Annotated in this window: 20 protein-coding genes and 1 riboswitch; of the genes, 11 read left to right on the top strand and 9 right to left on the bottom strand. The window is 65.2% G+C overall.

Features of this window, described 5'->3' with window-relative positions; all coding sequences use genetic code 11:
- Positions 1 to 14: 14 nt before the first annotated feature.
- Positions 15 to 545 carry a chromate transporter gene (locus AB870_RS15840; protein WP_047905463.1) on the bottom strand — a complete coding sequence of 177 codons (531 nt, stop codon included), beginning with the start codon at positions 543 to 545 and terminating at the stop codon, positions 15 to 17.
- Positions 542 to 1,207, bottom strand: coding sequence for a chromate transporter (locus tag AB870_RS15835; protein ID WP_084663755.1), 666 nt, complete (start codon positions 1,205 to 1,207; stop codon positions 542 to 544). The genes AB870_RS15840 and AB870_RS15835 overlap by 4 nt, the downstream gene beginning before the upstream one ends.
- A 160-nt stretch (positions 1,208 to 1,367) precedes the next feature.
- Here AB870_RS15835 and AB870_RS15825 point away from each other — a divergent pair, with 160 nt between their 5' ends.
- Complete coding sequence (locus AB870_RS15825) at positions 1,368 to 2,297, top strand: LysR family transcriptional regulator (RefSeq protein WP_047905461.1); 930 nt, start codon at positions 1,368 to 1,370, stop codon at positions 2,295 to 2,297.
- Positions 2,298 to 2,342: 45 nt separating this feature from the next.
- On the opposite strand, the gene AB870_RS15820 is transcribed toward AB870_RS15825, so the two are convergent.
- Positions 2,343 to 2,942 carry a TlpA family protein disulfide reductase gene (locus AB870_RS15820; RefSeq protein WP_064674849.1) on the bottom strand — a complete coding sequence of 200 codons (600 nt, stop codon included), beginning with the start codon at positions 2,940 to 2,942 and terminating at the stop codon, positions 2,343 to 2,345.
- Between the two features lie 72 nt (positions 2,943 to 3,014).
- Positions 3,015 to 4,190, bottom strand: coding sequence for a transglutaminase-like domain-containing protein (locus AB870_RS15815; protein ID WP_047905460.1), 1,176 nt, complete (start codon positions 4,188 to 4,190; stop codon positions 3,015 to 3,017).
- Between the two features lie 206 nt (positions 4,191 to 4,396).
- Here AB870_RS15815 and selD point away from each other — a divergent pair, with 206 nt between their 5' ends.
- On the top strand, positions 4,397 to 5,476 hold the full coding sequence (gene selD / locus AB870_RS15810; RefSeq protein WP_047905459.1) for a selenide, water dikinase SelD: 1,080 nt from the start codon (positions 4,397 to 4,399) through the stop codon (positions 5,474 to 5,476).
- A gap of 3 nt (positions 5,477 to 5,479) precedes the next feature.
- Here the strand turns inward: selD and AB870_RS15805 are convergent, their stop codons facing one another.
- The 4 genes from AB870_RS15805 to AB870_RS15790 all read right to left on the bottom strand — a co-directional run bounded on the left by AB870_RS15805 (position 5,480) and on the right by AB870_RS15790 (position 10,208).
- Positions 5,480 to 6,310 (bottom strand): alpha/beta fold hydrolase, encoded by an 831-nt coding sequence (locus AB870_RS15805; protein ID WP_047905458.1) that lies wholly within the window; start codon positions 6,308 to 6,310, stop codon positions 5,480 to 5,482.
- A gap of 14 nt (positions 6,311 to 6,324) precedes the next feature.
- Positions 6,325 to 7,896: a benzoate-CoA ligase family protein gene (locus tag AB870_RS15800; protein WP_047905457.1), complete on the bottom strand. Its 1,572-nt coding sequence runs from the start codon at positions 7,894 to 7,896 to the stop codon at positions 6,325 to 6,327.
- A gap of 192 nt (positions 7,897 to 8,088) precedes the next feature.
- Positions 8,089 to 9,672, bottom strand: coding sequence for a 3,4-dehydroadipyl-CoA semialdehyde dehydrogenase (locus AB870_RS15795; protein ID WP_047905456.1), 1,584 nt, complete (start codon positions 9,670 to 9,672; stop codon positions 8,089 to 8,091).
- A 65-nt stretch (positions 9,673 to 9,737) separates the two neighbouring features.
- Positions 9,738 to 10,208 carry a DUF4863 family protein gene (locus AB870_RS15790; protein ID WP_047905455.1) on the bottom strand — a complete coding sequence of 157 codons (471 nt, stop codon included), beginning with the start codon at positions 10,206 to 10,208 and terminating at the stop codon, positions 9,738 to 9,740.
- Between the two features lie 270 nt (positions 10,209 to 10,478).
- Here AB870_RS15790 and AB870_RS15785 point away from each other — a divergent pair, with 270 nt between their 5' ends.
- From AB870_RS15785 to AB870_RS15760, 6 genes are all read left to right on the top strand, one after another.
- Entirely contained in the window at positions 10,479 to 11,393 is a 915-nt protein-coding gene (locus tag AB870_RS15785) for a helix-turn-helix transcriptional regulator (RefSeq protein WP_047905454.1), read from the top strand.
- 112 nt (positions 11,394 to 11,505) lie between these two features.
- Positions 11,506 to 13,161, top strand: coding sequence for a 2,3-epoxybenzoyl-CoA dihydrolase (gene boxC / locus AB870_RS15780; RefSeq protein ID WP_047905453.1), 1,656 nt, complete (start codon positions 11,506 to 11,508; stop codon positions 13,159 to 13,161).
- Positions 13,162 to 13,259: 98 nt separating this feature from the next.
- Positions 13,260 to 14,687, top strand: coding sequence for a benzoyl-CoA 2,3-epoxidase subunit BoxB (boxB, locus tag AB870_RS15775; RefSeq protein WP_047905452.1), 1,428 nt, complete (start codon positions 13,260 to 13,262; stop codon positions 14,685 to 14,687).
- 37 nt (positions 14,688 to 14,724) lie between these two features.
- Positions 14,725 to 15,990 carry a benzoyl-CoA 2,3-epoxidase subunit BoxA gene (boxA, locus tag AB870_RS15770; protein WP_047905451.1) on the top strand — a complete coding sequence of 422 codons (1,266 nt, stop codon included), beginning with the start codon at positions 14,725 to 14,727 and terminating at the stop codon, positions 15,988 to 15,990.
- Positions 15,991 to 16,186: 196 nt separating this feature from the next.
- A complete protein-coding gene (locus AB870_RS15765) occupies positions 16,187 to 16,768 on the top strand; it encodes a DJ-1/PfpI family protein (RefSeq protein ID WP_047905450.1) in 582 nt (193 codons plus the stop codon).
- A gap of 232 nt (positions 16,769 to 17,000) precedes the next feature.
- On the top strand, positions 17,001 to 18,422 hold the full coding sequence (locus AB870_RS15760; RefSeq protein WP_047905449.1) for a hypothetical protein: 1,422 nt from the start codon (positions 17,001 to 17,003) through the stop codon (positions 18,420 to 18,422).
- 27 nt (positions 18,423 to 18,449) lie between these two features.
- Here the strand turns inward: AB870_RS15760 and AB870_RS15755 are convergent, their stop codons facing one another.
- Positions 18,450 to 19,496 (bottom strand): LysR family transcriptional regulator, encoded by a 1,047-nt coding sequence (locus AB870_RS15755; protein WP_047905448.1) that lies wholly within the window; start codon positions 19,494 to 19,496, stop codon positions 18,450 to 18,452.
- Positions 19,497 to 19,618: 122 nt separating this feature from the next.
- On the opposite strand from AB870_RS15755, the gene AB870_RS15750 reads away from it, so the two are divergent.
- From AB870_RS15750 to nrdR, 3 genes are all read left to right on the top strand, one after another.
- Complete coding sequence (locus AB870_RS15750; protein WP_197683871.1) at positions 19,619 to 20,638, top strand: zinc-dependent alcohol dehydrogenase family protein; 1,020 nt, start codon at positions 19,619 to 19,621, stop codon at positions 20,636 to 20,638.
- A gap of 31 nt (positions 20,639 to 20,669) precedes the next feature.
- A riboswitch (ZMP/ZTP riboswitch) is annotated at positions 20,670 to 20,777 on the top strand.
- Between the two features lie 98 nt (positions 20,778 to 20,875).
- Entirely contained in the window at positions 20,876 to 22,123 is a 1,248-nt protein-coding gene (gene glyA / locus AB870_RS15745; RefSeq protein ID WP_047905446.1) for a serine hydroxymethyltransferase, read from the top strand.
- Between the two features lie 18 nt (positions 22,124 to 22,141).
- Entirely contained in the window at positions 22,142 to 22,624 is a 483-nt protein-coding gene (nrdR, locus tag AB870_RS15740) for a transcriptional regulator NrdR (protein ID WP_047905445.1), read from the top strand.
- Positions 22,625 to 23,121: the final 497 nt, after the last annotated feature.

Raw genomic sequence — 23,121 nt, 5'->3', positions numbered from 1 at the left:
ACCGCCCCCGCGCATCACAGATACGCGCCGCCGAGCAACCCGGCGACACTGCCCGCCGCGAGCCACCACAGCGGGTGGACGCTGGTCCGGATGGCCAGCACGGCCACGCTGGCCGTAATGCCGGCGAGCAGCCATGACGTTGCCGACGCCTCGGCGATCAGCGCGGCGCTGGCGGCGACGAGGCCCGCCGTCATCGGCATCAGCCCGGCTTGCACGATGCGTCGCCACGGCCGGTCCTTGAAGCGCTCCCACAGATGCAGAACGCCGACCGTGATGAGCGACGACGGCCCGAACTTTGCAATCGACGTGACGAGCATGCCCTGCCATCCGGCAACATGCCAGCCGACCAGCGTCACGATCATGAGGTTCGGGCCCGGGGCGGCCTGTCCCAGTGCGAACAGTGCGCTGAATTCTTCCGACGTCATCCAGTGGTGCAGGTCGACGACCTGACGCTCCATCTCCGGCAGGATCGTGTTGCCGCCGCCGAACGCGAGCACCGACAACTGCGTGAAGATCAGCGCGAGCGAGATGAGGGTGCCGGTCATTGCGACACCTGCCACGTGGCATAGATCGAGATCGGCGTCATCACGAGCATGGTCAGCACGAGCGGCACGCGCAGCACGGCAATCGCAATGAAGCACGCCACTGCCACGCCCCCCAGCGCCAGCGACTTGCGCAATGGCCACGCCACTTTCCACGCCATTTGGATCAGCAGGCCCGCAGCGGCGGCCGCCAATCCGGCGAAGAGGTGCTTCACGTGCGGATCGTTCTGGAAACGCTGGTAAATCGTGCCGAGCGCGATGACGACGGCCGACGGCGCGGCAATCAATCCGAGAATCGACGCAGCGGCGCCGCGCCATCCATGAAAGCGCATGCCGAGCGCGACCGACAGGTTGATGATGTTGCCGCCCGGAAGAAACTGACACAGGCCGAGCAGGTCGGTGAATTCGGCGGGCGTGATCCAGCGATGCTTCTCGACGATCATGCGCCGCGCCAGCGGCAACGCGCCGCCGAAGGCCGTCATGCCAAGCCCCAGGAAGCCGAGGAAGAGCGTGCGCACGCTCGGCGTATTCGTGGCAAACGGGGAAGACGCCGTCGCAGACGGGGCGGGAAGCGAGCGGGGAGTGGCGTCGGATGGGGCCGTCGCGGGAGCTGAGGGATCGGAGGGACCGGCGGGAGCTGAGGGCGTGGAGGGCGTGGAAGACATGGCGAACAAATTCCGAAAAACGCTAACGACTGTTGAGGCCGCCCGGCAGGAGGTGTCATCGGGGCAGGAGGCACGAATGCCGCGCGGGACCCCTTGAGAGTAGGCCGGTTACGCTATATTGTCCAATATATGGAAGTGACATGAATCATATCGAACCAATATGGCAAATATCGACGTGCGCTTGCTGCGCTACTTCATTGCGGTGGCTGAAACCGGGCACATGACGCGCGCGGCGCAGCGCCTGGGTATCGGGCAGCCGCCGCTCTCGCAACAGATCCGGGTGCTGGAGACACAATTGGGCGTGACGCTGTTCGAGCGGCTGCCGCGCGGCATGGCGCTCACCGATGCCGGTCAGGCGTTTCTCGCCGATGCCTACGATGTCGTGCGCAAGCTCGATCAGGCGGTGGACGACGTCCGGCGTGTGGCAGCGGGCATCAAGGGGCGGCTCTCCGTGGGCTTCACCAGTTCGGCGGCGCTGCATCCGTTCGTGCCGACGGTGATTCGCGCGTTTCGCAGCGATGCGCCGTCGGTCTCCCTCATGCTCGACGAGGCGAGCACGGGCGACCTGCTTGATGGGCTGCGCGCCGGGCATATCGACGTGGCATTCATCCGGCAGCCGCAAGGCAATACGGGCGAGGTCGTTGTCGTGCCGGTGCTGGAGGAGCCGATGGTGCTGGCGGTGCCGTCCGCGCATCCGCTGGCGCGCACGGGGCGGGGCGGCAAGCCGGGCAAAGCCGGCGTGCCCATGACCGCCATTGCTTCCGAGAAGCTGATTCTCTATCGGCGGCGCGCGGGGCAGGGGCTGTACGACGCGATCATCGCCGCCTGCCACGGTGCCGGATTCAGCCCGGCCATCGACCAGGAGGCGCCGCGTCTGCTCACGACGCTCTCGCTCGTCGCCGCGGGACTCGGGGTGTCGGTAGTGCCGGCATCGCTCATGCGCATGCAGATCGAAGGGATCGTGTACCGGCCGCTTTCGCCGCCGCCACGCGCGCCGTTGTGCTGCGCATATCGGGAAGGCGTGCTGGCAGGGCCGACGGCGCGGCTGCTCGATCACGTGCGCACGGTGGCGGCCGGGCAAGCCGCATGAGCGTTTGCGGTGGCTCGAGGTGGTCCGGGGTCGCCCGAAGCGGCTTCAGGCCGCCGCGCCCGTCTTCTGCGTGAGCAGTGCCTCGATGTGCCCGTGCAACCCCACGTCCGTCCACTCCAGTTCACCCATGCGCCAGAAGCGCGCGTTGCCGGTGCGATCGACCAGATACGTGGCAGGCAGGCCGAGCGAACCGAAGCGCTTGTAGACCGCGCCGTCGGTGTCGAGCAGAACCGTGCCGTCGATGGGCAATTTGTCGAGGAAAGGCTTCACGGTCGTGGCGGGTTCCTTGTAGTTGACGGCAAGCAGCGCGAGGCCGCGCTCACGGTACCGACGCACGACCTCGCCCATCGCCGGAATCTCGTTGCGGCAAGGCCCGCACCACGTTGCCCAGAAGTTCAGGATAACCACCCGCCCGCGATACTGCGACAAGGCGTGGGTTTTGCCGTCGAGTCCTTCAAGGGCGAACGCCGGGGTCGCCCCGCGCCATGTCGCCAGTGTCCCGCCGGACGTGCCGGCGAGCGCGCTGTCGTCGACTTCCGTGGCGCCTTTCACCGGCCCCGCGGCCAACGCCTGCGTGCCGGTGCCGCCCAATGCCCCCGCGGCGCTCAATGTGCCGAGGGCGTAAAGAAAGTGACGGCGTTGCATGGCGTGACTCCTTCGTGAATCCACAGAACGAAGACGAGGGGCGAGATCGACGGGACGGCCTTGTCGCCGCGCTCAGGCCGTGATTTCCCGGGCGTTCATGCGATAGCGGAAGGTGTCGGGATCGAGACTGTCGAGGCGCGCATGCGCGAGTTCGCCATTCGGGTACATGAGGAACGGCACCGCCCCCTTTGCGCCTGCCTGTGCGCCCGGCAGCGCGATGTCCGCCCCGTGGTTGAACGCGACCCAGTTCATTTCCCACTGTCCGAAGAGCATCGCGCGCGCGGCGCGAACCCGCAGGTCGTCGAGCGGCAGACCGCCCGGCACTTCTTCGAGCACGACCTTGCGCACGTCCGCCGGATCGACCGGCACCCAGCCGTAGCCGGCGGCGTAGAACTCGGCGCGGCAGTGCTGGGCACGCGTCACGTCGCCCGCCTTGCCAAGACTGTTGAAGCCGTGACGCGACGTCGCCACGCGAACCCCGTAGGCATCTCGCGCAGGAATGCCAACCGAGCGGGCGAGCGCGGTAAAGAGCGCGTTGATGTCCGCGCATTTGCCCGCGAGGTCGCCGGTGGTGAGCATGTAGCGCACGTCGCCCGTGCCGCAACCGCGCACCGACCCTTCACGGCGGCAGTTGTCCACGATCCATTGGTAAATGGCGCGCGCTTTTTCGACGTCGCCTTTGTGCCCGAGTGTGATCTTCTCGGCGGTCTCGCGCACCAGACCGTCGGTCGGCTGCAGTTCGGTCGGCTGGAGATATTGACGCAGCACCGCAGCCGATTCGCGCGGCGCGTTATCGGACGGCGGTTGCGACAAGTCGACGCGCCGGTCGCGCGTGGCGAAGGTGTTCGTCAACGTGACAGTGCGCGGCGCTTGCGATGCGCTTTGCGGCCATGCCACGGCAAGCAGCGGCACGCCGATGCCCGATGCGCCGCGCACCATGCGCAGTTCCGCCCTGGCGCCCGGAGCATCCCAATGGGTGCCGAGCGCCGTCTGGTACGCACCGGACGGCGTCGTCGCCACCGGCAGCCAGACGTTGGCCGGACCGTTGCCGGCCGGAAGGTCCACCTGCGTGGTGAGTTCGAAGGTGCGCCAGCCGTCGGCGGCGTTGGGCGTGGCCGGCACGGTCGAGATGGCCGATGCAGGGGCAGCATGCGCAACGGTCGGAATCAGCGACGTCGACGATGCGCAGACAGGCAGGGCACAGGCGCCCAGAGAGGCGCTCAAGGACAGGAAGCGGCGGCGTTGCATGGTGGTCCCCTTAGGCTTTGGCGCTCACGGCGCACATTGGTTAGCGGGTAGATCGGGGGTGACGCGGGGTGAAGCAAAACCACGTCCCCGGATGCAGGGACGATGTGAGACGGTAGCATGACGTCATCGGCCGCCATTCGAGACATGGCGATGCGCCAAAGCTGCTTCATAATACGTCGACTTAAGGAAAACGAACACTCACGACCATGACTGCAAACGATGCAACCCAAGCTGGCGAAGCCCCGGCAGCGCCGCGTCTGACTTCGCTTTCCCACGGCGGCGGCTGCGGCTGCAAGATTGCGCCGGGCGTGCTGACCGAACTGCTCGCCCGCAACGACACGCCGCTGCCCGCGCCGGCCGCGCTGCTGGTCGGCACCGAGACCGCCGACGACGCCGCCGTCTATCAGCTCAACGACGAGCAGGCAATCATCGCCACCACGGATTTCTTCATGCCGATCGTCGACGATCCGTTCGACTTCGGCCGCATCGCCGCAACCAACGCACTGTCCGATATTTACGCGATGGGCGGCAAGCCGATCTTCGCACTGGCCATTGTCGGCATGCCCATCAACGTGTTGCCGCGCGAGACGATCCGCGACATTTTGCGCGGGGGCGAATCGATTTGCGCCGAGGCCGGTATTCCCGTTGCGGGCGGCCACAGCATCGATTCCGTCGAACCGATCTACGGCCTGGCGGCGTTGGGGGTGGTGCATCCGAAGCGGCTCAAACGCAATGCCGACGCGCAGGCGGGAGACGTGCTGGTGCTCGGCAAGCCGCTCGGTGTCGGCGTAATGTCGGCCGCACTCAAGAAAAATCAACTGGACGACGCGGGCTATCGCCGCATGATCGACGCGACCACGCGCCTCAATCGCGTCGGCCCGGCACTGGCCGCGCTGCCCGGCGTGCACGCGCTTACCGACGTGACCGGTTTCGGCCTGCTCGGCCACACGCTGGAAATGTGCCGCGGCGCAAACCTCGCTGCCTATCTGCGCATGTCGGACGTGCCCCTGTTCGACGGCGTGCGCGAGTTGGCCGACAAGGGATGCATCACGGGGGCGTCCGGGCGCAACTGGGCGTCCTACGGGGCATCGGTGGAACTGGGCGAGCGGCTCACGGCCCGCGACCGCGATTTGCTGTGCGATCCGCAGACCGCTGGCGGCCTGCTGGTGTCGTGCGCACCGGGGGCGGTAGACGACGTCCTCGCCGTCTTGCGCGCCGACGGCTTCATCGAGGCCGCCATCGTCGGCGCCATGCGCCCCGGCGCACCGGGGGTACGGGTCATCTGAGCATCACGCCGCCGACGCTGCCCGACGCTGCGCGTGCGCGGCGATAAACGCGACGATGGCCTCGCCCAGCGGGGCCGGCGCGTCGCGATGCGGCGAATGTCCGCAGTCGGGCAGCTTCACCACCTTCGCGTGCGGCACGTGTGCGGCAATGCTGTCCATCTGCGCCATGGTGCCGTACTCGTCGTTCTCGCCCTGAATCGCGAGCAGCGGCTTCGTGATCGCCGCCACGGCCCCGACCACATTCCAGTCGCGAAACGCGGGGTTCAGCCAGATGTCGTTCCATCCCCAGAAGGCGGAGTCGACGTCGTCGTGATAGCGGCCGAGCTTGCTGCGCAAATCCGTCGTCTCATAGACGGTCTTCGTCCTGGCAATGCTCTCGATCGATACGTCCTCGACGAACAGGTGCGGTGCCAGCACCACGGCACCGGCGATCCGGTCGGGGAACGCCGCGCAGAACAGCAGCGAGATCGACCCGCCGTCGCTGTGACCGACGAGCCACACACGATCCGCCTGTTCCGGGCCGACGCCCACCGCGTCGAGAAATGCGGGCAATACTTCACGCGCCTGACGATGCATGAAGTCGACGGGCCACTTCTCGTCATGGGGACGCGGCGTCGAGCGGCCATAGCCGTTGCGCGAGTACACGAGGCCGCGATACCCCCCCGCGTCGCATAACTGCTGCGGCCAGTCCTTCCACATGGCGACCGAGCCCAGCCCCTCGTGCAGGAACACCAGCAGCGGCGCGCTCGCGCGCTCGGGATGGATCCAGCGATACTCCAGCGAGAGCGCGCCGTGCGAGGGCGTCTCGATCCGGGCGAACTGTACGTCCGACATTCTTGGGTTGTCTCCTAAAGCATCTCGCGCAACTTGAAGCGCTGCACCTTGCCCGTGGCGGTCTTCGGCAGATCGTCGACGAACGCCAGCTCGCGAGGATATTTGTGTGGCGCCAGACGCGCCTTGACGAAGGCCTTCAACTCGGTGGCCATCTCGTCGGTAGGGGCGATGCCCGGCTTGAGAACGACGAAGGCCTGCGTCTTGGTCAGGCCGTTGTCGTCGCGTCCCACGACGCCCGCTTCGAGCACGGCGTCGTGCTGCATCAATACCATTTCCACTTCGATGGGCGAGACGTATTGACCGCTGACCTTGAGCATATCGTCACTGCGCCCCGCATAGACGTAATACCCATTGGGCAGACGCTGGTACTTGTCGCCGCTCTTGAGCCAGTCGCCGAGGAACGTCGCACGCGATTTCTCGCGATTGCACCAGTACATGAGCGCCGCGCTCGGCCCCTTGATGTAAAGATCGCCGATCTCGCCATCGGGCACCGGCCTGCCGTTCTCGTCGCGCAATTCCACGGCGTAGCCCGGCACCGGCTCGCCCGTCGTGCCGTAGGCCACCTGGCCCGCGCGGTTCGACAGGAAGATGTGCAGCATCTCGGTCGAGCCGATGCCGTCGAGAATCTCCGCGCCGAAGTGTGCCGTGAACCGCTCGCCGATCTCGCGCGGCAACGCTTCGCCGGCAGACGTGCAAAGACGCAGCGCCACGTCCTCGCGCGCTGGCAGATGCGGCGAGGCGAGCAACGTGGCGTACAGCGTCGGCACGCCGTAGAAGATTGTCGGACGATGCCGGCGCAGGCGCAGCGCCACCGCTTCGGCCGTCGGACGCTCGGCCATCAGCACGATGCTCGCGCCCACCGACAGCGGAAACGTGAGGCCGTTGCCCAGCCCGTACGCGAAGAACAGCTTGGCCGCGGAAAAGACGACATCGTCCTCGCGAATGCCAAGCACGTGGCGGCCGTAGGTCTCGGCGGTCCAGTACAGGTTGGCGTGCGTGTGGACGGTGCCCTTGGGCTTGCCGGTCGAGCCCGACGAGTACAGCCAGAAGGCGATGTCGTCACCGGCGGTATCGGCGGGAAGGGCGCTGGGCGGGCCGTCGACGAGCACATCGAACGTGGTCATGGCGCAGGCCGTGCCGGCTTCGGCAGCGACCGGCTGCGAGACGATGCACGGCGGCGGCGACGCCGTTTGTGCGACCTTGTCCAGCGCCGCCTGTACCGTGGGCATCAGTGCACCGGACGCGATCACGAGCTGCGCCTTGCTGTGCGCGATCATGTACGCGTAATCGTCCGCCGTGAGCAGCGTGTTGACGACCACGGGCACGACGCCCGCGTAGAGTGCGCCGAGAAAGGCGACCGGCAGATCGACCGTATCGAGCATGACGAGCAGGATGCGCTCCTCGCGATGCACGCCGGCGCGTGTCAGTCCGGTGGCGAAGCGCCGGCTTTGCTCGGCCAGTTCGCCGTAGGTGAGCGTGCGCGTATCGTCGAGATAAGCAGTCTTGGCAGCGCGCTCGCGGTTGAGCGCCTCCAGATGCGCGGCGAAGTTGAAGTTCGCCGGCGGTGGGGTGAGTACGGCTTCCATGTTGCCTCCGGTGGATCACCGCGCGGGCATCGCCTTGCAAACGGGCGGGCACCTGCGGCGTGAGTTCTTTTTCAGCGCTCTGACGGCGCTTCTTTGAATCACCTTGACTGCGACGGCTTGCGGTTACTGCGGCGCGATGCGAGAGGGCGCCGCTTCGGCGCCCGGTACGACGGCAGACGATGTGGCGACGGCTTACTTCGGCAGTTCGGCGGCATCCTGCGTGAGCGCTTCGACGAGTGCGGCCGGTCCCTGAACGGCCGAGCGCACGTGGTAGAAGCGCAGCGCGCGCAGGCCGCCGAGTTCCTCGCCGCCACCGGCGCGCCCCGGGCCGCCGTGCAACGATTGCGGCATGACGTTGCCGTGACCGGTCTGCGTCTTCGCAACCGACGGATCGACGGCATGTACGCGGCCATGGGCGTCGGCCAGCGCAAGGGCAGGCGCGCGCATGGCGAGCGCATCGTTGCCGTACAGGGAGACGACCAGCGAGCCCTGCCCCCGTTTGGCGAGCGTCACGGCCTCGTCGAGATCGCGGTAGCCGACCAGCGTCGCCACCGGTCCGAAGACTTCCGTGTCATGGACGCGCTTGCCCGCGGCGCCGTCGCGCAGGCCGAGCAGCACAGGCGCCACGCAGGCGCTGTTCGCGTCGGCGTCGACGAAGGCGGCATCGCGATTGCCGTCGTACAGTGTTTGCGCTTCGGTCTGCAAGGCGGCGATCCCTTCGAGCACCGCGCGCTTTTGCGCGAGACTGACGAGCGAGCCCATTTTCACCGACTCGTTGCGTGGATTCCCGACAACGGTCTTCGCCAGCCGCTCGGCAATCGTCGCCGCAGCCGCATCGAAATGTTCAATGGGCACCATGGCACGACGGATCGCCGTGCACTTCTGTCCCGACTTGACGGTCATCTCGCGGGCGACTTCGCGCACGAACTGATCGAAGGCGGCCGTGCCGGGCGTGGCGTCCGGGAGCAGGATGGCGCTGTTCAGACTGTCCGCTTCCACGTTGAGGCGAGCGGAGCGTTCGGCAAACGCCGGGTGAGCGCGCAACGTGGCGGCCGTGTCGGCGGAGCCGGTAAAGGAGACGACGTCGAACGGACCGATCCGGTCGAGCAACCCGGCGGCGCTGCCGCAGATCACCGACAGACTGCCTGATGGAAGCACGCCCGCGCCGATGACGTCGGCCACCATGCGCTGCGTGAGCCATGCGGTCGCCGTGGCGGGTTTCACGATCACGGGCACGCCCGCGAGCAACGCCCCGGCCGCCTTCTCCCACAATCCCCACGAGGGAAAGTTGAAGGCGTTGATGAAGAGGGCGACGCCTGGCGTCGGACGGAAGATATGGCGGACGGCGAACGAGGCGTCCTTGGCGAGCGGCACCGCCGCGCCATCGAGCAACGTATGCGCGTCGCCCAGTGAAGCGCCGAGCTTCGCGTACGTGGACAACGTGTAGATCGCACCGTCGATATCGACGGCGGAGTCCGCGGCGACCGTGCCGGAATTGGCGGTGGCGATGGCGTAATACTCGTCGCGGTTCGCCTGCAACGTCGCAACGATCTGCGAGAGCCGCTGCGCGCGTTCTCCATAGGACAGCGCGCGCAGCGCCGCGCCGCCGGTCTCGCGTGCGAAAGTGAAGGCGGCGTCCAGATCGAGGCCGGCGCTCGACACATAGGCGAGCGTGTCGCCCGTCACGGGATCGGTCAGGGCGGTGCGCTCGCCGTTGCCGGCCACCCATTGACCGGCAACGTAGTTTTCCAGCAAGGCGGGGGTACTCATGTCCATCAACCTGAAACCATCGGAAAAAGGGAAGCGGCGCGGCAAAGCGCGTCGACGGGACGATGCGCCGCTCAGGCGCTGCGCGTGAATTCGATAGCGCCTTCGGGCAGCAGGTACAGCACGAGGGCACGTCCGCCGGCGACCGTCGGCCGATGCGAGGTGCCGGGCCCGTACACGCACCAGCCGGCGGGATGGCCGTCGAAGGTCGCGCCCGGCGTGAGCGGCATGATCAGATCGATTTCGCCATTGGGATGCACGTGGTGCGGGCCAGCCAGATCGGCCATGTCCACCACGTCGACGGAAAAGCCGTGCGTGTCGGGCGAAGGTTTGATGACGCGACCGTAACGAATGCCGCCGCCTTCGCGGTTGCACAGCCAGCCTTCGGCCACGCCGGTGCGGCAGGCCCCGGCCAGCATTTCGTATCCTTCGGAACCGGCGCCGTAGTGCGCGTTGAGCCAGCCGGCGAGCGAGGCGTCGAGCGTGCGGCCGTCGAGTTGACGGGTCACATCGGCGATCAGCGCCTGAAATTGGGGCACATCCATCCATGTCTCCTGGGGACGTCGCAGTCGCTTTACCGGTCGCGCCGACAGAAACGCCCGACGTGTGGTCGGCCGGCATCGCCATGCGATGCTCTGTCGCTCGCGCGCATTCCGGTCTGCGCCCTGTCGGTTGATATGACGCCGATCAATAGCGGTGCACACAACTGCCCGGCCCGCGTTTGCTTTTTTGTCGACGCATGGTGAAAATTAGAGCATGCAAATTTGGCTGTCAAGCAATATATTACATGTTATCTGCTTCGAGGATCTCCTCCGATGAATAAGAGTGCGCAAGCCGATGGGGTGCCGACGGCGCGAGGCGCCGGTGACAAAGACCCGTTCCTGGTCGCGCTGGGCGAGCGGGTACGGACATTGCGCGCCCGCCGTGGCCTGACGCGCAAGGCGCTCGCACTGGACGCCGGGGTCTCCGAGCGCCACGTGGCAAACCTTGAGTCTGGCGTGGGCAATGCGTCCGTCATGTTCCTGCGGCAGCTCGCACAGGCACTAAATTGCACGTTGGCGGAAATCGTTGGCGACGAAACCACCTCGTCCGCCGAATGGCTGCTCATTCGCGAGATCCTGCACGGGCGCGACGGTGAGGCGCTCACGCGCGCCCGTCAGGCGTTGACCGAGTTGTTTGCGGGAAGCGAGCGCGACCCCGACCGGCGCGGGCGTATCGCGCTCATCGGTCTTCGCGGCGCCGGCAAGTCGACGCTGGGCCGCATGCTGGCCGACGACATGCACGTGCCGTTCGTCGAACTCAATCGCGTGATCGAGCAACTGGCCGGCTGCCCGCCGTCGGAGATCTATTCGTTATATGGCGCGACGGCTTATCGCCGTTATGAACTGCGGGCGCTGGAGGCGGTGGTCGCGGAGCATCCGCGTGCCGTGATCGCGTCGCCGGGCGGGATCGTCAGCGACGCCGCCACCTTCAATTTCCTGCTCACGCATTGCTACACGGTGTGGCTGCAAGCGTCGCCGGAAGAGCACATGAAGCGCGTTGTGGCACAGGGCGACCTGCGTCCGATGTCGGGCAATGCGGAAGCCATGGACGACCTCAAACGCATTCTGGCCGGCCGTACGGATTTCTACGCCAAGGCCGACATGAATTTCGACACCGGCGGCCGTGCGCTCGCGGACGCTTATCTGCAACTGCGTGGGCGGCTGGCAGTGCAGTTGTCATCCGATTGATAGATGGCGCTCTGCAAAATAATTCATTTTTCTTTATGAAAACGGTTGACGGTGGGTTTGTGCTGCACTATATTGCAATTCAACAAGATCATTATTCGTGTTGGAGGCAATCATGTTCGGCAAACCCCACGTCGACTACCGTACGGACCCCACGCAGTACAAGCACTGGAAGCTGAGCTTCGACGGCTCGGTGGCCACGCTTGCCATCGACATTGCGGAAGATGGCGGCATCCGCGAAGGCTACAAGCTCAAGCTCAATTCGTACGACCTTGGCGTGGACATCGAACTGCACGATGCCATCCAGCGTATCCGCTTCGAGCATCCGGAAGTGAAGACGGTGGTGGTGACGAGCGCCAAGGATCGTGTCTTCTGCTCGGGCGCGAACATCTTCATGCTCGGCCTGTCCTCGCATGCGTGGAAGGTCAACTTCTGCAAATTCACCAACGAAACGCGTAACGGACTCGAAGACTCCAGCCGTCATTCGGGCCTGAAGTTCATTGCCGCCGTGAACGGCGCCTGTGCAGGCGGCGGTTACGAACTGGCCCTGGCTTGCGACGAAATCTATCTGGTGGACGACCGCTCGTCGTCGGTGGCCCTGCCGGAAGTGCCGCTGCTGGGCGTGCTGCCGGGCACCGGCGGCCTGACGCGCCTGACCGACAAGCGCCACGTGCGCAACGACCGCGCCGACATCTTCTGCACCATCGTCGAAGGCATTCGCGGCGAGCGCGCCAAGCAATGGCGTCTCGTGGACGAAGTGGTCAAGCCCGCCCAGTTTGCGCAGACCGTCGCAGCACGTGCGCAGGAACTCGCCCAGGGCAGCGACCGCCCGGGCGGCAAGGGCGTCACGCTCACCCGCATCGAGCGCACCGACGAGCCGGACGCCATTCGTTACGAATTCGTCGACGTGGAAATCGACCGCGCCAATCGCACCGCCAGCCTGACCGTGAAGGCGCCGAAGTCCGCGCCGCCGGCCGATATCGCCGGGATCGAAGCGGCGGGCATCAACTGGTGGCCGCTCAAGATGGCGCGCGAACTCGACGACGCCATTCTCAACCTGCGCACGAACGAACTCGACATCGGAACGTGGTTGCTGCGCACGGAAGGCGACGCCAGGCACGTGCTCGCCGCCGACGCTTCGCTGCTCGCGCATCGGGATCACTGGTTCGTGCGCGAGACCATCGGCATGCTGCGCCGCACGTTTGCCCGCATCGACGTATCGTCGCGCTCGCTCTTCGCGCTGATCGAGCCGGACTCGTGCTTTACCGGCACGCTCGCCGAATTCGCATTTGCCGCCGACCGCACTTACATGGCCGCGCTGCCTGCCAGCGAGGAAGACGAACCGGCCATCACGCTCAGCGAAGTCAACTTCGGCCTGTTGCCGATGGTCACCGACCAGTCGCGCCTGGCGCGGCGTTTCTATGAGAACGCCGCGGAGCTGGATGCCGTGCGCGCCACCATCGGCCGCCCGGTGCGTGCGGACGAAGCGGAGCGTCTGGGGCTGGTGACGGCCGCGGTCGACGATCTGGACTGGCCGGACGAAATTCGCATCGCCATCGAAGAGCGTGCGGCCATGTCGCCCGACGCGCTCACCGGCATGGAAGCGAACCTGCGCTTCAACGGCAAGGAGACGATGAACACGCGCATCTTCGGCCGCCTGTCGGCATGGCAGAACTGGATATTCATCCGTCCGAACGCCGTGGGCGAGAAGGGCGCGCTGAAGGTCTACGGCAAGGGCAACAAGGCGCAGTTCGATCTGAACCGCGTCTGACGAATGCGGGGCGTCGCCACGGCGTGATGGCGTGGCGATGCAACCCGCCGGACGAGACGTTTTCCACAGAATACGCACGAGACACGAGGATTCCCACGATGGCTTCGATCAACTACAGCGAGAAGATCCCCAACAACGTCAACCTGTCGGACGACCGCACGCTGCAACGCGCGCTCGAACAGTGGCAGCCGAACTTTCTGTCCTGGTGGGGCGACATGGGGCCGGAAGGCTCGCATGGGTTCGACGTTTATCTGCGCACGGCGGTGAGCGTTGACCCGAGCGGCTGGGCGCACTTCGATCATGTGAAGATGCCGGACTATCGCTGGGGCATCTTCCTCACGCCGGGCGAAGCCGATCGCAAGATCCACTTCGGCGAACACAAGGGCGAAGCCGCGTGGCAGGACGTGCCGGGCGAGCACCGCGCCAACCTGCGCCGCATCATCGTCACGCAGGGCGACACGGAACCGGCATCGGTCGAGCAACAGCGTCACCTCGGGCTGACCGCGCCGTCGATGTACGATCTGCGCAACCTGTTCCAGGTAAACGTGGAAGAGGGGCGCCACCTCTGGGCGATGGTCTACCTGCTGCATCGCTATTTCGGCCGCGACGGCCGCGAGGAAGCCGAAGCGCTGCTCGGCCGTCGTTCGGGCGACGACGACAATCCGCGTATTCTCGGCGCGTTCAACGAGAAGACGCCGGACTGGCTCGCGTTCTACATGTTCACGTATTTCACCGACCGCGACGGCAAGTTCCAGCTGTCGGCGCTGGCCGAGTCGGGCTTCGATCCGCTGGCCCGCACCACGAAGTTCATGCTCACGGAAGAAGCGCACCACATGTTCGTGGGCGAGTCGGGTGTCTCGCGGGTGATCGCCCGCACGGCGCAGGTCATGAACGAACTGAAGACCGACGACGTCTCGAAGCTGCGCGCCGCGGGCGTCATCGACCTGCCGACGATCCAGCGCTACATCAACTTCCACTATTCCGTGACGATCGATCTGTTCGGCGCGGACCAGTCGTCGAACGCGGCGATTTTCTATAGCTCCGGTCTGAAGGGGCGTTACGAAGAGAGCAAGCGCGACGACGACCATCAGCTCAACGGGCAGATGTACCGCCTGCTCGACGTGGACAACGGCAAGCTCGTGGAGCGCGAAGTGCCGATGCTCAACGCGATGAACGAAGTGCTGCGCGACGATTACATCAAGGACTCGGTGGCGGGCGTGAACCGCTGGAACAAGGTGCTGGAGAAGGCGGGCATCGACTTCCGTCTGACGGTGCCGCACAAGGCGTTCAATCGTCAGATCGGTACGTTCGCCGGGGTGCGTGTGTCGCCGGACGGTCGTGTCGTGAGCGAGACGGAATGGGCCGCGCACGAGCGCGAGTGGCTGCCCTCGCCGGAAGATCGTGCGTATGTCGCCTCGCTCATGGGGCGCGTGACGGAACCGGGCAAGTTCGCCAACTGGATTGCGCCGCCCCCGTTGGGCATCAACCGTCAGCCCATCGATTTCGAGTACGTGCGTTTCAACTGAGCGGCCGCAAGAGCCATCCCCACAAGGAGACAGCATCATGAACGGCCCCGTTCCGGTCGACGTCCTGAAGCAGCATCTGATCGATCCGGAGATCTGCATTCGCTGCAACACCTGCGAGGAGACGTGTCCGGTCGACGCGATCACGCACGACGAGAACAACTACGTTGTGCGCGCGGACACGTGTAATGGATGCATGGCGTGTATCTCGCCGTGTCCGACGGGGGCCATCGACAACTGGCGCGACGTGCTCAGGGCCGAAGCCTATCCCGTCGACGAACAGCTCACGTGGGACGAACTGCCGGTGCAGGACGACGCGCTGGCAGGGCAGGGCACGATCGGCGAGTCGGCCGACACGGCACCGGGTGGCGGCGCGGGTGCGTCCGGCGATGCGTCCGAGCCGGTCATCGGCGGCTCGGACCTCGTGCGCGGCTCGGTCGTGCCACCGTGGTCGGCGGCGAAGCCGTACGTCAATTTGTACAACCACAAGGCGCCCGTGCAGGCGACCGTGGTCGGCAATTATCGTGTGACGGACACCAGCACCGAGAGCGATATCCATCACATCGTGCTCGACTTCGGCAAGCAGCCGTTCCCGGTGCTCGAAGGGCAGTCCATCGGCATCATCCCGCCGGGCACGACGGCCGACGGGCGCGTGCACCATGCGCGTCAGTACTCGATTGCGTCGCCGCGCGACGGCGAGCGTCCCGGCTATAACAACCTGGCGCTCACCGTCAAACGCGTGACGAAGGACCATCAGGGCCAGGCGGTCGGCGGGGTGTGCTCGAACTATCTGTGCGATCTGAAAAAGGGCGACGTGGTGAACGTGATGGGACCGTTCGGCAGCACGTTCCTCATGCCCAATCATGCGGATTCGCATCTGCTGATGATCTGTACCGGCACGGGCGCCGCCCCGATGCGCGCGATGACCGAGTATCGCCGTCGCCGTCGCATGAAAGGGGCGACGGGCAAGTTGATGCTGTTCTTCGGCGCGCGCACGCAAGGTGAACTGCCGTACTTCGGTCCGTTGTTGAATCTGCCAAAGGATTTCATCGATACCAATCTCGCGTTCTCGCGTACGCCGGGGCAACCCAAGCGCTACGTACAGGACGCAATGCGCGAGCGCGCGGCCGATGTGGCGGCGCTGTTGCGTCACGAACATACGTACATTTACGTGTGCGGGCTGAAGGGGATGGAAGACGGTGTGCTGCAAGCGTTACAGACCATTGCAGGCGAGGCCGGACTGGACTGGCACACGCTCTGGCAACGAATGAAAACCGAAGGGCGTCTGCATCTGGAGACGTACTGACCGTGCGCTTGCGAGGGCTGCGCCGGATGGCTTGGCGCAGTGCCCAATGATTGACCGACGGCGTTTTGCGCCGACTTGACACCGCGTGCTTCGTCACGCGGTTTTTTTTCGCCCGCGCTGTCCTCGGAGTGTGGCGGGAATTGGGTAACATGGAAGGGCTGTTTCCCTTCCATTTTTTCTCTGAACGGAGAGTCACATGGGCAAGAAGCGGATTCTGGTGTTGGCGGGCGATTACGTCGAAGACTACGAGCTGATGGTGCCCGTGCAGGCGCTGATGGCCGTGGGGCATCGCGTGGAAGTCGTCTGCCCCGGCAAGAAAGCGGGCGACAAGGTGCGCACCGCGATTCACGACTTCGAGGGCGACCAGACGTACAGCGAAAAGCGCGGTCACGACTTCACGCTCAACGCGACCTTCGACGGCCTCTCCCCGGCCGACTTCGACGCGCTGGTGATTCCCGGCGGACGCGCGCCGGAATATTTGCGTCTGAACGACGCCGTGCTCGCCGCAGTACGTCACTTCGCGCAGAACGACAAGCCGATTGCGGCGATCTGCCACGGCGCGCAGTTGCTGGCGGCGGCCGGCGTGATCGAAGGGCGCGAGTGCTCGGCCTATCCGGCGTGCGCGCCGGAGGTTCGTCTGGCGGGCGGCAAGTACATGGACATTGCCATCGACGAGGCGCATACCGACGGCAAGCTCGTCACCGCGCCCGCCTGGCCCGCGCATCCCGCATGGATTGCGCAGTTCCTGGCCGTTCTCGGTACGCAAATCGAGCTTTGACGTTTCGACGCAACGCGCAGTGCAACGCTGCGCGTTCGAACGAGCTGTCGTAAATCGACGTGCTCGTGCTCGCGCATGACGTGCGAGGCGCCTGCCCGGCGCGGCGGCTTTGTCCGATGTTGCCCCATTTTCGAAAGCTGGATGTCCGGGGCCGCAGCAAGATTTTCCCATTTCAACCGGGGGCCGCGCATGCGCGCACGTTGCGGCCTCGTGCTACGGCCAAGGGGGAGTCGTGACGCACGTCAATGTCTATATCGCTCAGGGCGACGTCAACCACAACTGGAGGGAGGACGATGCACCGCCGCCCGCCGGTTTACTGCCGGAGGCGGGACCCGCGGGCGTCTTCGGGGCCGTGATCGGCTATGACGGCAGCGGTGCGCCGTTGCCGGACATCGGTCCTTACGATTTCTCGTCGGCAACCCGTGTGAGCGGTGTGCCCGCGATGGGGAGCAGCGAAGGCGCGGTGCGCATGTCGCTCGCGCCGCTGGCCGATGCGCCGCAGTATGTCGTCAAGGCGTGTGCGAGCGCAGGGCATGCCGCGCAGGCGTGGCTCGCGTCGCGGCTGTTCGGCGCGGTGGGACTGGCGACGCCGACCGCGATGCTGGTAAAGGGATGTTCGCAGGCGTTCGACAACACGCTCGCCCCCGAGCGCGTCCACCTGGCCACCACGTTTCTGTCCGGGTACCGGGATCTCGGCGAATGGATCGAGGGCGACGACGCCTGGCGGGTTTTCGAGGGCGCAGGGCATCGGGCGCCGGCGGCGTTGCGTCACGTACGTGACGAAGCGTTGGCCGCGGGCGTGCGCATGGCGCAGGTATTGCGCGAGGCCGGGGGACTACCGTTCCATGCGCTGCACGGCGCATCGGCCCGGGCGTATGCCGACGCCCTTGGGTATCGCAACGCCATGCGTCTACAGCTTTGTCACGCGCTGCCCGACGTCTATCAATGCGCGCTCGAACGGCATTACATCGCCGGACTTTGGCTGGGCAATTGGGACATGTCCAACGTCTTCATGGAGAACATCGGCGTGTGGCGCGACAAGAACGACCTGCCGTGCGCGATGTCGCTCGACTTCGACGCGTGCCTGCATCTGGGATTTCAGGGACGGCTCAAGGAGAACGCGTACGACGTGGCGCTCAAGCAGCGCGAGGCTGTGCCGTCGCTGCCCGCCCTCACGTCGACATTCCGTCGCGATGCGGCCGCCTTCGACGCCACCCTGCCTGAGGACGCGCTGGCCGATCTGTCGCAGTTTCCGTATGGCGAACACTATGCACCGTTCGTTCGCCGGTTCGCCGGATTCGCACGCGAAGCGTCGACGAAAACGATCGTGGACGAATTGAGAAATCCGACGAGCGTGCGCGCCGTCGCCGCGGAGATGGCTTATCGGCTGGGCAGGATTTCGGCGCTGCAAATCCGGCCGTGGGCCGAAGCCGCGTACCGGGTGGGGCAGGCCGGGGGAGGCATGGCGTCCGACGCGGAAATGCGGCATCTCGACCCGGAGACGCTCGTCAACCATCTGCTGCGGCGTCGCGACAGTCTCGTTCAACTTCTCGGCGGCCCGTGGGCGGCGCAGACATGGGCCCATATGTACAGCACGCGGGCCGAGGCCGTCGACGCGCAGCAGGCGCCATTCCTGTCTCGGGACACGACCTGAGCGGCGTTGTGCAACCGGAGGTGGCCGTCAGACGTTGCGTTCCGGCTGTTGCGGCATTCCGAGCAATGCCGGGGCCGCGCTCACAAGCGCATCGATGGCGGCGCGCAGCTTGGGAGACGGGTGCCGCGTGTCGGGCCAGACGAGATGCAGCGGGGTGCCGGGGGTGTCAGTGTGCGGCAGCAGATGCACGAGAGTGCCAGCGTTCAACGAATGCATCGCGACCCAACGAGGAAGGTATGCGATGCCAAGCCCCTGCTCGGCCGCCTCCAGGAGTGCGACGAGATCGTCGAGGATGAAGCGCGGTGTGCGTGCCTGCGCCGTGCAGGAGGGCACGGGTGGGCCGAGCGCACCCGATTCACCGGATTCACCGGATTCACCGGATTCACCGGATGCGCCGGATTTGCTCGATGCGCTGGAAGCCACAGGCGGTATCGCCAACGCCGGCCATTGATAAAGATTGCCACCGCGTCCGTACAGCAGACGCTCATGCGTGGCCAGATCTGTCGCTCGCTGCGGCGTGCCATTGGCGGCGAGGTAGGCGGGCGACGCGCACAAGAGCATCGTTTGTTCGCCGAGCGAACGCGCCTTGAGTCCGGGGGTGTCGTCCAGACGCCCACTGCGTACGGCTAGATCGTAGCCCTCCTCGATCAGATCGACACGGCGGTCGCTGAAGGCCATTTCCAGCCGCAACTGCGTGTGGACTTTGGCCAGCGTGAACAGCACCGGCGCGATGCACTGGCGTCCGATCTGTACGGGCATCGTCACGCGAAGTCTTCCCCTCGGGGTTTGCGACCCGGCGCTCAGTTCGTCTTCCGCTTCGGACAGTTCGGCCAGCACCCGTGTGCAACGTTGATAGAACGTTTGCCCTTCGTCGGTCAGGTGCTGGCTGCGAGTGGTGCGATGAAACAGACGCACACCGAGCCGCGTCTCCAGACGCCCGATGCGCTTCGCCACCGCCGAACGGGTGGGATGAAGCCGCTCGGCCGCCGCCGCGAAGCTGCCGGCATCCACCGCCGCGACAAAGGCCGAGATGCCGGAAAGCCGATCGGGCGTGTAGGTTTCATTGGTTCTCATAAGTCGTCAATCAGTGGAGAAATCGCCAACACTGCGGCTGAGTATTCTCCAATAAGCTAAGCCTGTCTACCGGGCGTTCCGGTTTCCTGGGCTTATCGATAAAGGGATTGGCAATGACAACGATGCAGCAATGGCAAATGGCGACCCTGGGCGAAGGCGCCCTGACCTTGGCAACGGCCGAAGTGCCGGCACCGGGGCCGGGCGAAGTGCTGGTCAGGGTGAAGGCGGTATCGCTCAATTATCGCGACGCCTTGATGATCGACACCGGCATGGGTTTGCCGGTGGCGTTTCCGTTCGTGCCCGGATCGGACATGGCCGGTGAGGTCGTGGCGGTGGGAGAGGACGTGACGCGGGTGGCCGTGGGCGAGCGGGTCATCAATACATTCTGGGACCGCTGGATCGACGGCGAGCAGGCGCCGGCGGGCCTGCGGATCTTCGGCGGGACGTTACAGGGCGTGTTGCGCGAATATGCGGTATTCGACGAGGCGGCATTGGTGCGGGCGCCATCCACGCTCGACGATGTCGCCGCATCGACGCTGACGTGTGCCGGGCTGACTGCGTGGTTCGCACTGTTCGGCACGGGGCGAAAACTGCGGCCCGAAGAAACGGTGCTGTCCATCGGGACGGGCGGCGTGGCATTGTTCGGCGCGCAACTGGCCCTCGCCCACGGGGCGAAGGCCATCGTCGTGAGTGGCAGCGAGGCGAAGCTGGCCCGGGCAGCGGCGCTCGGCGTCACGCATGGTGTCCTACGGCAGGGAGGTTGGTCGGAGGCGGTTCGCCGGCTCACGCAGGACCGCGGGGTGGAGCAGGTGCTGGAACTGGCGGGCGGCGACATGCGCGAGAGCATGGCGGCGCTGGCCGCGGGCGGCAAAGTGTCCGTGATCGGCACGCTGGGCGGGGACACGCTGCAGTTGCCGGTGTATTCGATGTTGCTCAAGCGCGCGCACGTCCAGGGAATTGGGGTCGGACACCGGCAGGGGCTGGAGACGCTCGTGTCGAGCATCGACCGCCACGGGATCGTACCGGTCGTGGATGCCGTCTACGAATTCGCCGACTTCGGGCAGGCGCTGGCGCACCTGCGCCGCGGGGCGTTCGGCAAGGTGGTGGTACGTGTATCGAGCGCTTCGGGGCCGGTTGCCTAACGCCGCAACCTCGCATAAACTGTCGACGCCACAAACCCCGCGTGACTGGCGATTAGGGTGCACAGCCTTGTGTGCCCGAGGTGGAGCAACCCACCGGGAAGCGCCGGGGTCTTATTTGCCGTTCGCCTGGGCAGCCGTGATGGTTGGTGCTGCCCTGTCTATCGTCTTCCGAAGCACAAAGGAAGACGCGCCGCAGCATCCCCTCCCGGAAAACCTGTTCAATTCAACGGAAACGCCATGTTCGACAAATCGAAATCTACCGTTGCCTCCGTCGATCCCGACGTCTGGGCCGCGATTCAGAAAGAAAACCAGCGTCAGGAAGACCACATCGAACTGATCGCCTCGGAAAACTACACCAGCCCGGCCGTGATGGAAGCGCAGGGTTCGCAGTTGACCAACAAATACGCGGAAGGTTATCCAGGCAAGCGTTACTACGGCGGTTGCGAGTATGTCGACGTCGTCGAACAACTGGCGATCGATCGCGTGAAGGCTCTGTTCGGCGCGGAAGCCGCCAACGTACAGCCGAACTCCGGCTCGCAGGCCAACCAGGGCGTGTATTTCGCCATGCTCAAGCCGGGCGACACGATCATGGGCATGAGCCTTGCGCACGGCGGTCACCTCACGCACGGCTCGCCGGTCAATATGTCGGGCAAGTGGTTCAACGTGGTGAGCTATGGTCTGAACGAAGCCGAAGACATCGATTACGACGCGGCGCAGAAGCTGGCGGAGCAACACAAGCCGAAGATGATCGTGGCAGGCGCCTCGGCCTTCGCGCTGAAGATCGATTTCGAACGCATGGCAAAGATCGCCAGGTCGGTCGGCGCCTATTTCATGGTCGACATGGCGCACTACGCCGGTCTGATCGCCGCCGGCGTGTACCCGAACCCGGTCCCGCACGCCGACTTCGTCACCACGACCACGCACAAGAGCCTGCGCGGCCCGCGCGGTGGCGTGATTCTGATGAAGGCGGAATTCGAGAAGGCCATCAACTCGGCCATTTTCCCCGGTATCCAGGGCGGTCCGCTCATGCACGTGATCGCCGGTAAGGCCGTCGCGTTCAAGGAAGCCGCCACGCCGGAATTCAAGCAATACCAGCAGCAAGTCGCCAAGAACGCACGCGTGATGGCGGAAACGCTGGTCAAGCGCGGTCTGCGCATCGTGTCGGGCCGCACCGAGTCGCACGTGATGCTCGTGGACCTGCGTGCAAAGAACATCACCGGCAAGGCTGCGGAAGCCGCGCTGGGCGAAGCCCACATTACCGTCAACAAGAACGCGATTCCGAACGATCCGGAAAAGCCGTTCGTGACGAGCGGTGTGCGTCTGGGTTCGCCTGCCATGACCACGCGTGGTTTCAAGGAAGCCGAAGCCGAACTGGTCGGCAACCTGATCGCCGACGTGCTGGACAACCCGGAAGACGCCGAAAACCTGGCCCGCGTGCGCGCACAAGTGGCCGAGTTGACCAAGCGTTTCCCGGTCTACGGCTAAGCCACAGGCGTCGCACGCATGCGCTGCCCGTTCTGCCGGCACGACGACACGCAAGTCATCGACTCGCGTGAAGCGGAAGACGGCGCTGCCATTCGGCGGCGCCGGAAATGCCCGTCGTGCGACAAGCGTTTCACCACGTACGAGCGTGTCGAGCTTGCGATGCCGGTCGTCGTCAAGAAAGACGGCAGCCGCGCCGAGTACGACCGCGCGAAAGTCCGTGCCAGCATGCAGTTGGCGATTCGCAAGCGTCCCGTAAGCGCCGAGGCCATGGATGCCGCAATCGCGCGTATCGAGTACAAGCTGCTGGCCGGCGCGGAGCGTGAAGTGATCAGCCAGCGCATTGGCGAACTGGTGATGCGGGAGTTGAAACGCCTGGACAAGATCGCTTACATCCGGTTTGCATCGGTCTACCGAAGCTTCGAGGACATTGCGGAGTTCCGCGACGTGCTCGAGGAGATCGACAGCACCGACATCAAGCCCAGGCGCAAACCGGGGGCATGAGGCCGAGCGGGGTATGCGTGCCCAATGACGACCGCACGCGCGACGCGGGCTGAAAAGCCAGCGCAAGCGCGAGAGTGACGGAAAACCCGTCGTGCCCGAAAGGGTACGGCGGGTTTTTTCATGGCTGCGCGAAACGTAAGGAACGGGCGTCGGCCGAGCGGCAAACGTCACGATTTCGAGGGTGGGATGTGACTGAAAGGCGACCGTACGCCGTTGTGCCCGCGCTGAACGCAATGACACTTTTGGGTTATTGAGACGGGTTATAAATGTTATTTTGGGAATATTCTAATAATTATTGGGATTTAATAATGAGAATGATCCTAATTTTAAAAGTTGATGTAATTATGGGGTAAATACTAAAAATTAATCGGTTTTGTCGGGGTTCGATGGTTCCTCTCTAGAATTCGCGGTCTCGATGGCGGTGGCGTCGCTGCTATCGGGACGAGGGCGGTATGGATTGCCGCTGATTGTGAATTGAATAGGGATCAGACGAATGC

It is taken from the genome of Pandoraea faecigallinarum (assembly GCF_001029105.3).
In the GTDB taxonomy this organism is placed as follows: domain Bacteria; phylum Pseudomonadota; class Gammaproteobacteria; order Burkholderiales; family Burkholderiaceae; genus Pandoraea; species Pandoraea faecigallinarum.
Note: the sequence above shows the minus strand (reverse complement) of the source record. Positions and strands in the feature narration are given on the sequence as shown.

What these genes read in the sequence shown, in the direction of transcription:
- AB870_RS15795 (WP_047905456.1), bottom strand. Translation starts at nt 9,672, where the DNA reads ATGGACATGAGTACCCCCGCCTTGCTGGAAAACTACGTTGCCGGTCAA.
- AB870_RS15815 (WP_047905460.1), bottom strand. Translation starts at nt 4,190, where the DNA reads ATGCAACGCCGCCGCTTCCTGTCCTTGAGCGCCTCTCTGGGCGCCTGT.
- AB870_RS15750 (WP_197683871.1), top strand. Translation starts at nt 19,619, where the DNA reads ATGCAGCAATGGCAAATGGCGACCCTGGGCGAAGGCGCCCTGACCTTG.
- AB870_RS15805 (WP_047905458.1), bottom strand. Translation starts at nt 6,310, where the DNA reads ATGTCGGACGTACAGTTCGCCCGGATCGAGACGCCCTCGCACGGCGCG.
- AB870_RS15765 (WP_047905450.1), top strand. Translation starts at nt 16,187, where the DNA reads ATGGGCAAGAAGCGGATTCTGGTGTTGGCGGGCGATTACGTCGAAGAC.
- AB870_RS15825 (WP_047905461.1), top strand. Translation starts at nt 1,368, where the DNA reads ATGGCAAATATCGACGTGCGCTTGCTGCGCTACTTCATTGCGGTGGCT.
- AB870_RS15755 (WP_047905448.1), bottom strand. Translation starts at nt 19,496, where the DNA reads ATGAGAACCAATGAAACCTACACGCCCGATCGGCTTTCCGGCATCTCG.
- AB870_RS15840 (WP_047905463.1), bottom strand. Translation starts at nt 545, where the DNA reads ATGACCGGCACCCTCATCTCGCTCGCGCTGATCTTCACGCAGTTGTCG.
- boxC (WP_047905453.1), top strand. Translation starts at nt 11,506, where the DNA reads ATGTTCGGCAAACCCCACGTCGACTACCGTACGGACCCCACGCAGTAC.
- AB870_RS15785 (WP_047905454.1), top strand. Translation starts at nt 10,479, where the DNA reads ATGAATAAGAGTGCGCAAGCCGATGGGGTGCCGACGGCGCGAGGCGCC.
- glyA (WP_047905446.1), top strand. Translation starts at nt 20,876, where the DNA reads ATGTTCGACAAATCGAAATCTACCGTTGCCTCCGTCGATCCCGACGTC.
- AB870_RS15800 (WP_047905457.1), bottom strand. Translation starts at nt 7,896, where the DNA reads ATGGAAGCCGTACTCACCCCACCGCCGGCGAACTTCAACTTCGCCGCG.
- AB870_RS15835 (WP_084663755.1), bottom strand. Translation starts at nt 1,207, where the DNA reads ATGTCTTCCACGCCCTCCACGCCCTCAGCTCCCGCCGGTCCCTCCGAT.
- AB870_RS15820 (WP_064674849.1), bottom strand. Translation starts at nt 2,942, where the DNA reads ATGCAACGCCGTCACTTTCTTTACGCCCTCGGCACATTGAGCGCCGCG.
- boxA (WP_047905451.1), top strand. Translation starts at nt 14,725, where the DNA reads ATGAACGGCCCCGTTCCGGTCGACGTCCTGAAGCAGCATCTGATCGAT.
- boxB (WP_047905452.1), top strand. Translation starts at nt 13,260, where the DNA reads ATGGCTTCGATCAACTACAGCGAGAAGATCCCCAACAACGTCAACCTG.
- nrdR (WP_047905445.1), top strand. Translation starts at nt 22,142, where the DNA reads ATGCGCTGCCCGTTCTGCCGGCACGACGACACGCAAGTCATCGACTCG.
- selD (WP_047905459.1), top strand. Translation starts at nt 4,397, where the DNA reads ATGACTGCAAACGATGCAACCCAAGCTGGCGAAGCCCCGGCAGCGCCG.
- AB870_RS15790 (WP_047905455.1), bottom strand. Translation starts at nt 10,208, where the DNA reads ATGGATGTGCCCCAATTTCAGGCGCTGATCGCCGATGTGACCCGTCAA.